The sequence below is a fragment of the Fusibacter tunisiensis genome (genome assembly GCF_016908355.1).
Classification (GTDB): domain Bacteria; phylum Bacillota; class Clostridia; order Peptostreptococcales; family Acidaminobacteraceae; genus Fusibacter_D; species Fusibacter_D tunisiensis.
Genome location: NZ_JAFBDT010000005.1, coordinates 1 through 14,300 on the forward strand (window position 1 = coordinate 1; position 14,300 = coordinate 14,300).

Genomic DNA, 14,300 nt, shown 5'->3' on the forward strand with positions numbered 1-14,300 from the left:
TTATTGTCTAATTTCATTCTTTTTACCTCATTTATATGTTTTACTACTGAATATAGTATATCATCTTTTAGGGTCAAAAACAAGCCGATTCATCCACCACCTGCACTCTCACTCCGTGAGCAAGGTGGCTTAGAGGCGGGGGACTTCTCGGCTATTTTAGTTAAAAAACCCCATATCAGTGACTTTTTAAGCATCCGTTTAAACCCCTCATTTTTATTAAATCAACAAATCTCGTTTTTCATAAAGTTTGAATGATGCAACGAGTAGCACTAAAGCAATTACAACTGTTCCAATGGCGTACCCAGTACCAATGCCCATTTCATGCAAAATCTGTGACGCTTCAAAATATTTAAAAGGCGTCAAATGTCTCAAAAATGCAATTTTGTCAGAAAGCCCCACAATCACCGACATAATATATAAGGCAAACACAGTGGCAAGTCCCACACTGCTGGAAACTTTATACCGTCTAAATACGGTGGCAAAGAACATGCCTAAACTGAAAAAAACAAACGTCATTATACCTGAAGACACCATTAACCAAGATAAAAACCGATAGAAATCTGCATCTGGTTCATATCTAACAGTCCCCACCACAAGCGTCCCATAAACCACACCCATTACAATTACGCATAAAATAAGGCCTGCAGCTACCTTTGACCAAATAATTTCACGCCGTTGTCTTGGAAGACTCATTAAAAATCCTGCCGTTTTGCTACGCTCTTCTTTAGCAATTAGCGTATGCCCAAGCTGAATGGCGTAAATGGCCAACATTAAATTAATATAAACGCCAGCGATGCTCATATAGCCACTTATAGTGGTCAAATTGGCATTGTTCATACCAAATGCCTCAAGAAGGGCAGGCGGCATAGCGTCTAAAATATCTGCCATTTCCGGATTGTTATAATAAGCTGAAAACTCCGAAAGCATCATGAGAAAAGCAAAAGAAAGGCTGATACTCCAAATAATTAGAGACTTCAGATTCGCTTTTAATTCCCTTAAAACAATATTCATATGGCCTCCCTTCTACAATGCGTGAATGTTGCGTTTCACATAGCGTTTATACCCAATACCAGTAGCCAACCCTATTATTAATATCGCCAGTAAAGTCCACATAAAGTTTAAACTGCCTTCACTTAGAATATATCCAGGTTCAAAATAATAGTAAGGGGATAAAATGCCCAAAAATTTTCCGCCCACTATACTGCGAATGGCATTTAGCATATAGAGCCCAAACGCAACACCCATGGCATAGCTGATCACACTGCCTATTTTTCGGGTAAATACTGTAACGATTAAGCCAATGCTGAAAAAAACAAGTTGAAACAGGGGCATACTGGCCAATAGAATTAAGATATGTGTTGCTTCAAACGTATTTGCCCCTCTAAAAAGTTCGATAGAAATATAGGTTCCCACCCATAGGGCAATGTTGGTAAGTAACAAAGCCATTAAGGCCGCCCCGTATTTTTCAACAAAAATACGCCTTCTGGACACCGGTTTGCTAAACAAAAAATCAGCAGTGCGTTCACGTTCTTCTACAGATAAAAAATTAAACCCATAATAAGCACTTTGAACAGCCATGCATAGCTGAACAAATGCGAATAAAAACGCATAATAACCCGGAATTGTAGACATTGGAACGTATTCACTCATGCCAAATGCCTTGAGCAGTTCTTCAGGGTAATTTTCCAAGATTTTGTCCATCATTTGTGAGTCCTCCGCCATCACAGGAAAAAAAGCCATAAAAAGAATCAAAAGTGCAATGATGGAAATTGCCCATATCCAAAGTGTTCTCATATAATTTTTGAGTTCAAAACGAAAAATTATCATTAAATCACCTACTTGTAATAGTGCATAAAAATCTCTTCAAGTGAAGGATTTTCCACCAATATGTCCTTAAGTTCTAAAGACTGAATTTTATTGACCAGTAGGTTCACATCTCCCTTATAAAAAAAATCAAGTTGATGGTCACTTTTATTCAGTTCTGTTACACCTTCTATTTCAAAAGTCTTTAAATCAATGCTTTCCCCGATCAATGTGATTTTCTTGTATGTATCTTCCCTAAGGGTTTTAACATCTTCTACTTGTATAACATGTCCACCTTTGATAATAGCCACGCGATTACACAAGTGCTGAACCTCAGAAAGAATATGGGAGGAAAAAAAGACACTTGCCCCTTTTTTGTTTTCAGATTTGATCAGCTCAAAAAAACGCTGTTGCATCAAGGGATCTAGCCCACTCGTAGGTTCGTCCAAGACAATTAACTTTGGTTCATGTAAAAGACCTTGTACAATGCCAACTTTTTTCTTATTGCCATAAGACAAATCTTCAATCCTTCGGTTAAGATTGAGCTCCATAATCTCAGAGAGCTCATAAATCCTTTTGGAACAGTCCTTTTTATAAAAACTGCCGGCATATTTGAGAAGGTCAATGACTTTCATCTTTTCATAATAAAAAACTTCAGATGGCAGATAGCCGATATCTTTTCGAATTTCATGTCCCTGCGTGATACAATCCTTGCCAAAAATAGTTGCAGAGCCACTTGTTGGAAAAATTAACCCTAGAAGCGTCCTAATGGTAGTGGACTTCCCTGCACCATTTGGCCCAATAAAGCCAAATATTTCGCCTTCTCTCACTTGAAAAGACACATCTTCAATGCCTTTGACCTTGCTATAATATTTTGTGAGTTGATTAATTTCAATACAGTTCATGCGTCCACCTCCTATATGTCTATAATTATACCATAATATCATTCCTCAATTATTCTGTTTTATTGACTTTAACTGTTTTTTTAATCTATATTTGGGCATACGTATGTATAGGTGAATTATACTCTATATTTAAGGAGGCATATTATGGCAGTTGTTAAAGTTATTGAAATTCTAGCAGAATCTGAAGTGAGTTGGGAAGAGGCAGCGAACCAAGCACTGAAGGCTGCAACAAAGTCTGTTAAAAACATTAAGACTATTTATATCAATGATTTCCAAGCCGTCGTAGAAGGCGATCAAATTTCCCGTTACCGCGTCAATGCAAAAATTTCATTCCTCGTTGAAGACTAATACTCACACATCAAAATAAAACCCTGATTTCAATCTATATACACTATGGTATATTGGAATTCAGGGTTTTATAGTGCCATAAACACTTAAGGCTGCATGGCCCCAAACAACACAAGCCACGCAAGAAAGGTTTTTGCAACCAAGCTTAATACAATATAAACGCGTTCACCATACATGTAATCACGCCATTTTCCGATTTTTTTATACTGTAAGATCATATTAATCGGGAAAGAATTAAAAGCAACAAAATAGGTTCCCACAATTGCCCAAACAAACCAAGGCACCTGATCAAAATTACCAGTCCCAAACATATAAAGTAAAATTGCAATCCACGGACCAATACCCGCTACAGACCCCCATATAAATGGTTTCCAATTCACCTTGTCTTTGCTTTCACCTGCGTTCATTTCTTCCATAACCAGCCCAAATATATTCATGCTTGCATTTGCAACAAAAATCAGCAAAAGCGTTGCAATGTCATAAATACCAAATAAGGTTGCAATTAGAACAATCATCACAGAAGAACTTAGTGCATACTCATACCATCTAAATCTATTGATGCCTTTTTTAAGCCCTTCAAAATAGGACTCGCTTTTCATGATGATTATAAAATGTGCCCCTGCAGACATAAATAAAAAACTTGCAACCAACACCCCAAAAGGGAGGTCAAAAAGAGCCTTGCTCGTTGTTTCAAGAGACCAAGTGGTCACGTTAAATGTTTGGTAATTCTGGACAATTGTCAGCTGAAATTCAGCTATTTTTTTGAATTACACTGGACGATAAAAATAACATTATAATGGCTTGTACCAAGTGAAATAGTCCCATAATTAAATTAAACCGTTTCAGTTTATCAAGTTTTTTTGCATCGACGCCATAAATATTCCTCCATTTTTTTGTGATTACTTTGGGATGATACCCCCAAACCTGAGAAGTCATTCAAAAACCTATTGTAATGTTGACTTTTACCGAATAAATGTTAAACTAAATATATCTTATTGATAATCTTTTAACAATAAATTTGCTTATAAAGGAGCCTAATATGAAACAACACACACATATAGACACTTGGATTCCAGAATTCACCCCTGAACACGTTGTAGAAAACCAGCTATTAGATTTTGAAGACCTCTATTTTTTTGAATATAATTGTGAATCTATTAACAAATATTTTGCTTGTTTTGATGACTTTTGCCACCCCATAACCCATACTCCATTAGATCTTAGTGACGTGGTTTTTTATTAGGGAAAGGGAACTATCTTCAAGATAGCTTCTTCATGGCAAGATTTTGTTCATTAAAAAACTTGAGATTACAACGCATGAATTGTCCGTGTAAAATCAAGTTTTTTAAGTAAAAAAGCAATTTGTTTTATAAAAATGACTAGTCTAATATTCGAATAAAATCAATTTCAAAACTTCCATTTGAATTGACTGCAGGGTCTATCCTTAATTGCTTAAGTGTCCCCTCCCACTTTGAGTTAGAACCCATATAAATAATATAATCTGTAAAATCAGAGTTTGGCACTATTTCAAAGTCAATGTGTTTTGTTTCATCAAACTCAGAATCCAGGGTTGTTGTAAAATAAATTTGTCCAGTATCACTACTGGTGATGTTTTTTAATCTCAATAAAATTGAATTAGAGTTGTTTATGGTGATATTTAAATCATCAATTGAAACAATATGCGGATCTGAATTCGTAATATTTCCTCTAACAATCCCTGTGGATACATGTTCAAAGGAAGATATATCTGTAATTGCCTGCCAGCCATCTAATCCAGAATCAGAAAAATCCCATGCTATTAATGGCATGCTAAACCATTTCAATCTTAAATAATTCTCAACATACTGTCGTTCTCTTAAGGTTAGATTTCTATTAAAAACAATAATTTCTGCAATATCACCCTTTAAATATTGGCCCGTTCCGCCTTTTGATGCTCCTATGGCAACGTTATTATTTTGATTGGATGCACTCCCTGAACTTTCAACACTTTCTTCACTTCCGTTAATATAATATATATGATTTGTCCCATTCCAAATTGATGTATGATAATTAAAGTTAATATCCCCAGATGTACTAATCGTTTTTCCTCTTAATTTTTGTGCAAAATTCCCGTTAGTTGTTCCAATAGCATATGTTGCACTGCCACCCCAACCACCTGCTTTACTAAAAAATGTTTCAGAGTTATTTTCTGCAAGGGACTGGCCAACTACAAAGACTGAAAAGGAGTTAGTATTACTTGAATAAAAGTCTTCATTCCCATCTCCACCCAATTCTGAATCCATATACACCATACTATCGTTAAAACCATCAAAACTCACTGTATAAAAATTATTTAAGCCATCTTTATTCCAAGTTGGTCTTTTTGTATTTGTATTTTGTATGAAATGGTTACCGGCACTGGAACGATCAATCCAACTCGGTAGACTAGAATCATTCTCCGATTCGTTCGCTAAAGAAGCATCTAATTGCAATATCATTCCTTCAGGCCAAGTGTAATCACTTGTATAAGGTAACACATTAACTGAAATTGAACTAACCGCATTCCCATCATTTGAAGCAGCCGATATAATCGCAGTTCCAGCCCCAACACCCGTTACAACTCCGTTTGATACAGTAGCAATAGACTCATCTGAACTCGACCATACAACTGATTTATCATAAGCATTCTCAGGCAAAACATCTACAACTACAGTTTCACTGTCGCCCACCACAAACTCTAAATTATCAGGTGTCAATGTGATAGTGTCTACCAATTCTTTTTCAACAACATTAACGGTCAAGGTCATTGATTTTGTTGTATCCGATTTAGCTGTGCCAGTAAGTAAAAATGTTCCTGCAGCAGATGTGTCAACAGTTCCATTCCACTCTACAGAAACAAACCGATCTGATCCAAATGACATATCTGCTAAGACTGTATTTGGTAATGCATAACTATCTCCAACATATGCTGTTTCAGAAAGATTATATAAAGATACAATTTCAGCATCTGAATCTAAAGGGACATACTTAGATTTAATATAATTAGAGATTTCATATGCATCAATACTATCTGTGTATGCCAAAAATTCGATTATATCAAAATCACTATTTCCGAACAAAAAATCATTGCCATCTGATACATAAGAGCCTGATACAAGATACCACTCATCTGAACTGAGTTTATTATTTGAGTCCTCAATTAATTTTGCCGTATAACTACCATTGGTAAAAATAGTTTCTTCTGCTGCGGCATCGCGTCCTCGAACAACTGCAAAATAATTAACAGTCTCTCCTAAAGTATTTTGGTTTACTATCGCTAGGCTGCTGGTATTCGTAAATCTTATATATCTAGAAACAAATGAGTTCAATGGGTCTGTATCGTGTAAAGCGGGTCTACTTGATGCATTGCTATTAGACATATACTCAGTTGGAGCAGCTTCTCCTATATTGGATGCCAAATCATACCAACGTATAACACGTCGATCAGCACTTGATAAAACTTCATTTGGATTATATGGATCAATATAAGATGCATCCAAATGCAATGCCAAATTTGATGTATCTTCCAATCCATGAATATGTACAGGAATGGAAATGCCAGTCTCACCTATGCGTCCTGATTTTGCAGCAGGCGTTACTGTTAAAACAATATGTCTTCCAGAATAAGCAGATAAATCCAACATACCATTCGACGTTTCCGTAGCAATGAGTTCATAATCTCTTGGAAATACTGGATATCTATCAAAAATATCCGCTTCTGGTACATCCTCTAAATAGTTAAAGCTACTGTCCGGACCTTTTGGAACAGGCATATTGTAGCCTGGTTTAGACACATACCATGCATATAAATTAACCATTAAATCGCTTAGAGTCAGCGAATCGTTTGTGAAGACAGCTTCTAGGTTTGTAGGCGCATAATTATAAGCATATACGGTTTCAAACACATTATAGTTTAAACGTATAGCCACATCTGATATTTTTAATTTTTCGATTTGTGGAAGTCTTGTGTCTGAAACATAAGTAAAAAATTTTCTGCCATCATAATCTTCAGATAATTCTGCATAACTCACAGGTATATTTTCAAATAAATTAACCGTAGTAAGTGTAACGCCTCCTGTATCAATATCTTCTTTTAAATCTTCAATACTGAGTTCCATTTGCTTTTGAGTTAAAAAAGCATCTTCTGTAATCTGCTTTGTCTCAAATAAAAACCCATAATTATCACTAATTACACCTAGAAAACCAGCAGATAAAAGTCCAATTAGTCCAATAGCCACTATTATTTCAACTAGTGTAAATCCTTTTTTTCTTCTCATAAAACAACTCCTAATTTATGATTTGTGGACCTGTTACCAGCCAAAGCTCAGCCATAATATCTTGAGCTATATTATCAAACACTTCATCTAAATTAAAATCTTCATTGTAATTATAAATTTGCTTTGCCCCTATCGATGTCCCTATATGTGATATTTGACTTGTTATCCCAGATTCAAATCCAATTACATAAGAACTTATGGAGGAATTTTTTATAAGGTCTCCAATCAAAGTAATATAGGCGTCATTGTCTCTACTATAAGGATACACTCTTGTCTCCCCATCATAAGATATATATGGGTATATACCGCCTCTATCAGTGTGCTGATTATAAGCATCAAAGGAAGTGAAAATCCACCAACCATCTCCATTTCCTAACCAAGATGACCGATTTGTATTTCCATCAACCAAAACAATCATATAATTATATTTTTCAGTATGCTCATTATAACCAGCAGTTTCAGGGTCAAAATCTATATGTCTATATAAAGCACGTCTAAGACCGTCACCTGTGTTTGTCATATTATAAGTCCTCAAATTATTTACCGTGTCAACTAAAGATGAGTAATCATCTTCTGCATTATAAAACGGGTGTTCATCATTTGAGTACGAATTGATGTCAGGATAATTTGCAGTATCTGAAAAAGGCACTATAACAACCTCTATATTATTTTCTCTTGCAAATGTATTAATTACCCCCTCGACCACTGTCCCATCAGCCTTTGTATATCCCAACAAAGCATTTTTCAAATGCCCCAATCTTGTGTTTCCGTTCAAACTATTATCCATACTTCCAGAAACATCTAAAACAAGAGAGATGGTAGCAACTTGAGTCCGTCCAGTTCCTTGAGCTGAGCTGTCATTTCTAAAGGCTAAAGCTACCGAAGGAGATAATTCAGTACCTTTGTCTACAACCTGTAGAGAATTTTGAGCTTCTATTTCAGTCTCATATACAATTTTTTCATCAGTTCTTACTGGGTTTCCATCCCCATCTTCACCCATCACGTATCCAATTATCTTATACTTAAGCATTTTATCATTTGATGAAGTCGTATCTTTCTCATAAATTACTTCATAAGTAACGCCTGGGCTTTCCTCAACAAGTACAGTTTCTATATGTTTTCCATCTATCTCTGAATACTCATAGACAACAATGCGCTTTTGATCTTTAGAAACCGTGAAATAACGCCAACCGGGATCCATTTTTTCAGGATCTTGAACATATGAAACAGGTACTGCAAAAACAGCCTTGGAATATCTTACAATTTCATTTATTTCTTGAGACGCTATACGAATCATAGTATTAATTTCATATTCATTAACAGTACGTGTGTGCGCTGTAGTAACCAAACCAATCATGCTTGTACTTACCATGATTACAATGGAAATTAGAGCTATTGTAATCATAAGTTCAATTAATGTAAACCCTTTATATTTTTTTATATTCATCAAGGACCACTTCCTTTCAAGGGGTGAATGCTTCTCGAATTGTGTGTTGGGTATTATCTGGATTAATTCTTAATATCGAGGTAACACTTTGCCCCCCCTCTTCCATTGTCCCAATCGATTTGATTCTTACCCAAGTTTTAGAATCCACAACAACACTTTCAATCGTCACAACAGCTTCTCCTCTTTTTTCAGAATCAGTTATAATATCGATTGTATCTGAAACGACTTTGGTATCATCATCAATAAACTGTTGAATATATAGGTCTGATCCAACAGTTTCCATAAGCGCTGCATATCCTAAATCCAATCCTGCAAGTGCGACATAATATGTTTTTAATCGCTCTGCATGAATTCTAGTTTCTATAATATCTTGACGTGCAATATAAATCATCGACGAAGTAAATATAATGAGTAACGTCATCAATATCAAGACCCAAGCTATCGCAGCGCCTTTCTCATTTTTTAGATACTTCTCAAATTTCATCATATCTTCCTCCACAGCATCTATATACGTTTTTTTCTAAGAAAATCTATTCCTTCAATACTAAAAAAGCTGCAGTCTAATTAAAACTGCAGCTGAACCATCCTAGCATCTCTGCCTTAGACTTCTTGCTTTGCGTCCTGTCCTTTCGGATAGGTTGCCCTCGTTATCCCTTTAATTATAATATATCAAGTGTTCAAAGTAAACAAAAAAAGACACCCGTGAGGATGTCTTGATTGCTTTTTTCAGTTTTCTAAGGCTTCGATGACAAAAGGGCCTTCCAATATATCATTGTGCCAAATGGAAATAGACCCATAAAGTGGTGACTGAATTGCGCCTTTTACGAGGATGTTGTCAGAAATATCTGCTGTTTTATCAATCGCTTCACCATAGCTGAGTTTCAGGATACTTGTGTCCACTGAGTCTCGCTCTGCTGCCACAGGATCACCCAAACTTTCGGAAATGAAAATTTTACTCATGTCAACTGAAGGGCCAATTTCACCATCAAAATAAATGAGTACCGCATCTTCATCAGGATGAAATTCAGCACGATCAATGGTGATTCTTGGGGCATCGATATAAATCAGTTCACTCAGTTCTTCCTTGCCAACCCGCCCTGCTAAGGAATACGGCGTGATGCTGTAGCGGATGTAGCGGTTTCCATAACGGTTAATGAGGTCCGTATCGGTTAAAGCCAGTTCAGTTTGAAGGGTTGAAAATTTCAGAATATTGTAATCGACTTTTACATTGGGAATGAAGTTCATGGTTTCAGCATCAGCAAGGGTTATGAGAGATCGGGCTTCATTCCACTCTTTAATAATGTAATAGGCCCCTGTGTGGTCTGGCATTACCATCCCATAAGGCACTTCGTCTGATACATACCACCTGTAGACATTCATAAGAAAATGGGGTTTTGTAGCGTCTGTAACAGGTACTTCCCGAACCAGCATCCGTTTTGTGGCATCTAAAAGTTCGTAACGGTCTGGCTGACTTGCCAGCGTCACATCATTTTCCTGAACTTCAATATCGGGTGCATGTTCTAAAATTGGAATAATATGCATGAGTGTTTTCTTGGCAACATAAACGTAAACATCCCCACTGGCATCTGAATTTTCATGAATCAAATGGCCAGTTACAGTTTTTCCAAATATGGTTTTTGTAACGGTTGGGGACACCGGGTCCTGGAGTTCTTTCTCTTTAATTTGATTTTCTATGGTCTGCTGATAGGCATAAAGAACGTCCATGAACTTGTCAGTATCCAGCAAATATTTATACCCTGACGTCATTGCCGGTAAAAATGCTGTTACAATCAAACTGAGCAAAACGAGGGCTATAACAATTTCAATTAGGGTAAATCCTTTGATTTTCACAGCACCACCTCCTAGTTTGGTCCGCCAATGTGCCATAGGGCATCGCTAATTTCTTTTTGAATGGACCTAAAAATTTCTTCAAGTGCCTCCGAACTGCCTGCTGTGTAATAAGTGGTATCCCCTCTTGTTGCAAATGCAATATCTTCAAGGCTCCCATAGTCGGCCGTCACTGCACTAAAGCCAATAACATATGCCTGAACTGCCTCGTTTGTGCCCTCTTTGTACTGACGCACCATACTGCCAATAAGGTCCACATATTCTGTCCCATACGGGTCAAGACTAGCCCCGTCTCCAAAATAACGGCCTGTAGCATAGTAGGTGTTGTTACCACCTTCACTGTTCTGAATATTTCCATCTTGAATCACATAGTCCGTATAAATAGGGCCATCATATCTATAATAATAGGTCCGCCAAAACCAAAATCCTGTTACCCGGTCAAAGACATAGGTCTTTCCATCCCTTTCAATGGTTGTTCCTTGATCGGAACTAAAGGAGATTTCATGAGCTGTTACATTTTCATGAATGCTGGCAAAGGTGGTCACACCATCCACAAGGATAATTAAGAAATTTTTATTGGTCTTATTTAAGTTCTCATCCAGTTCATTAAAGGTCTTAAGTCGATAATAAGCTCGCCGAATCCCATCGCCAGTATTGGTCCCGCCGCCAGCACTTAACCCATCGATAATGGCGGTTAAGCCTGTGTTGGTAGAATTGTTTACCTGAGCTTTCATCATCTCATTGGACGCATTCCCGGTACTGTCAAATGGGTTAATGCTCACATAGATATTTGGATTTTTAGCCAGTTCATCAATTAGACGCTGAGCTTCTGATTTTAGTTTTTTAAGTCTGGAGTGGTCATCGGGGTCTGAACTGGAGTCATTGGCATAATTGTTTTCAAGTGTACGTCCCATACTGCCTGATTTATCCAGAACCATTGCAACCACAGCCTGCGCATTTGAAATTTCATCTAGGCGTTGGTCATTTCTGTAAGCCAGTACGTTGGCAGTCTCACCATAAGACCTGTCAATGACTTGAAGGGCATTGATCGATTCCAATTCTGTGTCAATGGTTCGTGTTTTCCCATTTTCATTAACTGTTAATATATATTCCAAAAGTTTGTCTTCGTTTAGGACGTCATTTTTAATAAATTCCAAGTCTAATGTGACACCCGGAATGCCTGAAAATATAGGCGTCGGTACATGGGCCCCTGTGGCTTCATTCCATTTATACTCTATAAGTTGACTTTTATTGCCGCTTAGCATGATGTAATTCCAGCCTTCTGTAAGCATCGTGTCATGGTCTCTGTGTAGAATAAATGCACCTGCTGAATTTCGGACTGAGGTGTTGATGTTTAGGGACATTATCCGCATGGCAGACTGAATGTCAAATTCTTCTGTTGTCATATTGTGGACTTTAAAGCCAAATGTGAAAAGGCCTGAACCCGCCGCAAAAATCAACCCCATTAATGCAATTACAACGATTAATTCTATAAGGGTTACACCCTTTTTATGAACTTTTTCCAAATTCTTCTTGTTCATAAGATCACCATCCTTACCCTTGCCTGTCTACTCTAGCAATATAGCGTCTACAGGATTATCTGGATCAAAATACAGTGTTTGTTTTGCTGTCTGTCCATTTCGATTTAGAGTTGCAGTTGCTGTGAGTTTAATCCATCCGAGAAAGTTTGTATCGGTTGATTCTACTGCAACAAGTGTAATTTTACCATTCCCAAAATCTATGTCAGTTTCAGTTAAGCTTGGCTCTGGGTTGACTTCCCGAATGAGCTTGTCTATGTTTTCTCCATCATCTGCCAAGAGTGCTGACAGCCCCATTTCTATGCCTGAATAGGCTAGGTAATAGGCTTCTTGTTGGTCTTGAATGTGCTTGGTTTGTTTCAGATTGTTGTTGAAGACAAAGAGGACAGATGTGGCAAGTACAGAGACAACGATTAAAACAATTAAGATATAAATTAGTGTACTGCCACTTTCAGTTTTTATGATTTTGTATAATTTACGAAGCACTTCCATCACCTCTCTTCTTGAAAATTAAAAAAGGCCGCAGTTTCTTATAAACTGCAGCCGAACTGTCATGACGCGTAAAAATTATAAACGATATATGCGTTTTAGACTTCAAGCTTTGCGACCTACCCTTTCAGGCAGTATGCCAAAAATCTTATTATTGATAAATATACCCATATATTATACTTTTACACATGCGATTGGGGACGGAGGCAAAACGGTCCTGGGGACAGGGCAAGGGTCCGTTTTGCCTCCGTCCCCAATCGCATGTGATTTTAATTTAATTTGGGGTATAAATTTTAAGTAAAACAGATCTCAAACTAAAATCAATGGAACCTTATGGAGGCAATTATGATTCGAAAAATTGGTATTGGGTTAATGATTTTAACGCTACTTTTTATCCCTGTTGGTTTTGCGGACAACGACACGAATGAGCGGGAACCCTTTAAAGGTTTTAAGGATGTCGAGGCCAGTCACTATGCGTATGAAGCCATTATGACCATGAAAGAACTGGGCATAATCAACGGCTATGATGATGGCCGATTTAAACCAGATGGCGATGTCTCAAGGGCTGAATTTGCCAAAATGATGGTGATGGCCCTCCGCATAGATTTGCCAAGAGTCACCAAATCGAGTTTTGAAGATCTAAACGGAAATTCTTGGGCAACACGTTATGTTGAGGCAGCAAAACCCTATTTAACAGGTTATGTCACAAATTCAAAATATTATTTTAAACCAGATGCACCTGCTGTACGTGAAGACATGGCTGTTGCTCTGGTAAAAGCGCTAGACAAACCAATTGTATCGAGCACAATACTGGATAAATATGCGGACCGATCTACTATCTCTGAGGCTCTCAAACCTTATGTGGCTACAGCGATTGGCAATGGGCTGATGCAAGGGAGCACCAATGACTCAAAATGGTATTTCAAACCAATGGGCAAACTCACAAGAGCAGAGGCTGCTCAGCTCCTTATGAATGTGATTCAAGAAGAAAAAATCGTATTTGATGACCCCGTTGAAGAGAAAGTTGTTTTTGAAGATGAATTTGATGCCAGCAATCTAACCATTGTTGAAAAAGATGGAGGTCTTTATTTAGAGTGGGCACCTATAAGCCACTCTAAGTTCAAAGGGTACAAGGTTGTCGCTTCGACTTCTGACACAACGCCTAAATACCCCGAAAATGGATACTATAAGTATATTACCAATGCCAGTACAAATTCAGTTCTAATTAAAGCTGGCAACTCTTATAACGGTGGAGATGTTGGTACGTTTAAGTCTGATGAAACCTATTATTTTAGTATCACCGTTCTTTATGACGGCGAAACTGTAACTGGGAACGTGGTAACTGTTGTGATGCCATAATTGCCAAGATGGCAAGGGGGACGGAGGAAAAACGGTCCTGGGGACAGGGCAAGGGTCCGTTTTTCCTCCGTCCCCCAAAAAAACCAATTGGAGAAGTCCACCATTTGTTGCAAGCTCTGTTCGTCGTGAACATGGACCTTGCAGGAATGGTGGTTTTTTTATAGCCGCAATCCTGTGATTGCAGCTATTTTTTTATACAAAATTTAAATTGGAGGTTCTTATGAAAATCACATTGATCAACAACGTACTCCCTGAAAACCTGTTCAAC

The 14,300-nt window shown here is 37.5% G+C and carries 13 protein-coding genes and 2 riboswitches; of the genes, 3 read left to right on the forward strand and 10 right to left on the reverse strand.

Annotated features, from left to right (window positions below):
* Positions 1-216: 216 nt before the first annotated feature.
* From JOC49_RS04480 to JOC49_RS04490, 3 genes are read right to left on the reverse strand one after another with little or no spacing between them, the layout of a single operon-like run.
* Positions 217-1,011, reverse strand: coding sequence for an ABC transporter permease subunit (locus JOC49_RS04480; protein WP_204662835.1), 795 nt, complete (start codon positions 1,009-1,011; stop codon positions 217-219).
* Between the two features lie 12 nt (positions 1,012-1,023).
* Positions 1,024-1,827, reverse strand: a complete 804-nt coding sequence (locus JOC49_RS04485; RefSeq protein WP_204662837.1) for an ABC transporter permease — start codon at positions 1,825-1,827, stop codon at positions 1,024-1,026.
* 8 nt (positions 1,828-1,835) lie between these two features.
* A complete protein-coding gene (locus JOC49_RS04490; protein WP_204662839.1) occupies positions 1,836-2,708 on the reverse strand; it encodes an ABC transporter ATP-binding protein in 873 nt (290 codons plus the stop codon).
* 144 nt (positions 2,709-2,852) lie between these two features.
* Here JOC49_RS04490 and JOC49_RS04495 point away from each other — a divergent pair, with 144 nt between their 5' ends.
* Positions 2,853-3,056 carry a dodecin family protein gene (locus JOC49_RS04495; protein WP_204662841.1) on the forward strand — a complete coding sequence of 68 codons (204 nt, stop codon included), beginning with the start codon at positions 2,853-2,855 and terminating at the stop codon, positions 3,054-3,056.
* 86 nt (positions 3,057-3,142) lie between these two features.
* On the opposite strand, the gene heR is transcribed toward JOC49_RS04495, so the two are convergent.
* Positions 3,143-3,814 (reverse strand): heliorhodopsin HeR, encoded by a 672-nt coding sequence (gene heR, locus JOC49_RS04500; RefSeq protein WP_204663121.1) that lies wholly within the window; start codon positions 3,812-3,814, stop codon positions 3,143-3,145.
* A 281-nt stretch (positions 3,815-4,095) separates the two neighbouring features.
* Here heR and JOC49_RS04505 point away from each other — a divergent pair, with 281 nt between their 5' ends.
* The gene (locus JOC49_RS04505) at positions 4,096-4,299 is read left to right on the forward strand and encodes a hypothetical protein (RefSeq protein WP_204662843.1); all 204 of its coding nucleotides are present in this window, start codon (positions 4,096-4,098) and stop codon (positions 4,297-4,299) included.
* Positions 4,300-4,435: 136 nt separating this feature from the next.
* On the opposite strand, the gene JOC49_RS04510 is transcribed toward JOC49_RS04505, so the two are convergent.
* The 6 genes from JOC49_RS04510 to JOC49_RS04535 form a co-directional block, all read right to left on the reverse strand.
* Positions 4,436-7,351 carry an Ig-like domain-containing protein gene (locus JOC49_RS04510; protein ID WP_204662845.1) on the reverse strand — a complete coding sequence of 972 codons (2,916 nt, stop codon included), beginning with the start codon at positions 7,349-7,351 and terminating at the stop codon, positions 4,436-4,438.
* A 10-nt stretch (positions 7,352-7,361) separates the two neighbouring features.
* Positions 7,362-8,798, reverse strand: a complete 1,437-nt coding sequence (locus JOC49_RS04515; RefSeq protein WP_204662848.1) for a prepilin-type N-terminal cleavage/methylation domain-containing protein — start codon at positions 8,796-8,798, stop codon at positions 7,362-7,364.
* A gap of 16 nt (positions 8,799-8,814) precedes the next feature.
* Positions 8,815-9,285 (reverse strand): hypothetical protein, encoded by a 471-nt coding sequence (locus tag JOC49_RS04520; protein WP_204662851.1) that lies wholly within the window; start codon positions 9,283-9,285, stop codon positions 8,815-8,817.
* An 81-nt stretch (positions 9,286-9,366) separates the two neighbouring features.
* Positions 9,367-9,451: riboswitch (cyclic di-GMP riboswitch) on the reverse strand.
* A gap of 73 nt (positions 9,452-9,524) precedes the next feature.
* Positions 9,525-10,649, reverse strand: coding sequence for a prepilin-type N-terminal cleavage/methylation domain-containing protein (locus tag JOC49_RS04525; protein ID WP_204662854.1), 1,125 nt, complete (start codon positions 10,647-10,649; stop codon positions 9,525-9,527).
* 11 nt (positions 10,650-10,660) lie between these two features.
* Positions 10,661-12,187: a prepilin-type N-terminal cleavage/methylation domain-containing protein gene (locus JOC49_RS04530; RefSeq protein WP_204663123.1), complete on the reverse strand. Its 1,527-nt coding sequence runs from the start codon at positions 12,185-12,187 to the stop codon at positions 10,661-10,663.
* 27 nt (positions 12,188-12,214) lie between these two features.
* On the reverse strand, positions 12,215-12,670 hold the full coding sequence (locus JOC49_RS04535) for a type II secretion system protein (protein ID WP_204662857.1): 456 nt from the start codon (positions 12,668-12,670) through the stop codon (positions 12,215-12,217).
* A 49-nt stretch (positions 12,671-12,719) separates the two neighbouring features.
* A riboswitch (cyclic di-GMP riboswitch) is annotated at positions 12,720-12,824 on the reverse strand.
* Positions 12,825-13,018: 194 nt separating this feature from the next.
* Here JOC49_RS04535 and JOC49_RS04540 point away from each other — a divergent pair.
* Positions 13,019-14,032: an S-layer homology domain-containing protein gene (locus JOC49_RS04540; protein WP_204662858.1), complete on the forward strand. Its 1,014-nt coding sequence runs from the start codon at positions 13,019-13,021 to the stop codon at positions 14,030-14,032.
* Positions 14,033-14,300 lie beyond the last annotated feature (268 nt).

Coding starts and splice junctions, on each gene's coding strand:
- JOC49_RS04530 (WP_204663123.1), bottom strand. CDS start 12,187: ATGAACAAGAAGAATTTGGAAAAAGTTCATAAAAAGGGTGTAACCCTT.
- JOC49_RS04520 (WP_204662851.1), bottom strand. CDS start 9,285: ATGATGAAATTTGAGAAGTATCTAAAAAATGAGAAAGGCGCTGCGATA.
- JOC49_RS04540 (WP_204662858.1), top strand. CDS start 13,019: ATGATTCGAAAAATTGGTATTGGGTTAATGATTTTAACGCTACTTTTT.
- JOC49_RS04490 (WP_204662839.1), bottom strand. CDS start 2,708: ATGAACTGTATTGAAATTAATCAACTCACAAAATATTATAGCAAGGTC.
- JOC49_RS04485 (WP_204662837.1), bottom strand. CDS start 1,827: ATGATAATTTTTCGTTTTGAACTCAAAAATTATATGAGAACACTTTGG.
- JOC49_RS04480 (WP_204662835.1), bottom strand. CDS start 1,011: ATGAATATTGTTTTAAGGGAATTAAAAGCGAATCTGAAGTCTCTAATT.
- JOC49_RS04505 (WP_204662843.1), top strand. CDS start 4,096: ATGAAACAACACACACATATAGACACTTGGATTCCAGAATTCACCCCT.
- JOC49_RS04515 (WP_204662848.1), bottom strand. CDS start 8,798: ATGAATATAAAAAAATATAAAGGGTTTACATTAATTGAACTTATGATT.
- JOC49_RS04510 (WP_204662845.1), bottom strand. CDS start 7,351: ATGAGAAGAAAAAAAGGATTTACACTAGTTGAAATAATAGTGGCTATT.
- JOC49_RS04495 (WP_204662841.1), top strand. CDS start 2,853: ATGGCAGTTGTTAAAGTTATTGAAATTCTAGCAGAATCTGAAGTGAGT.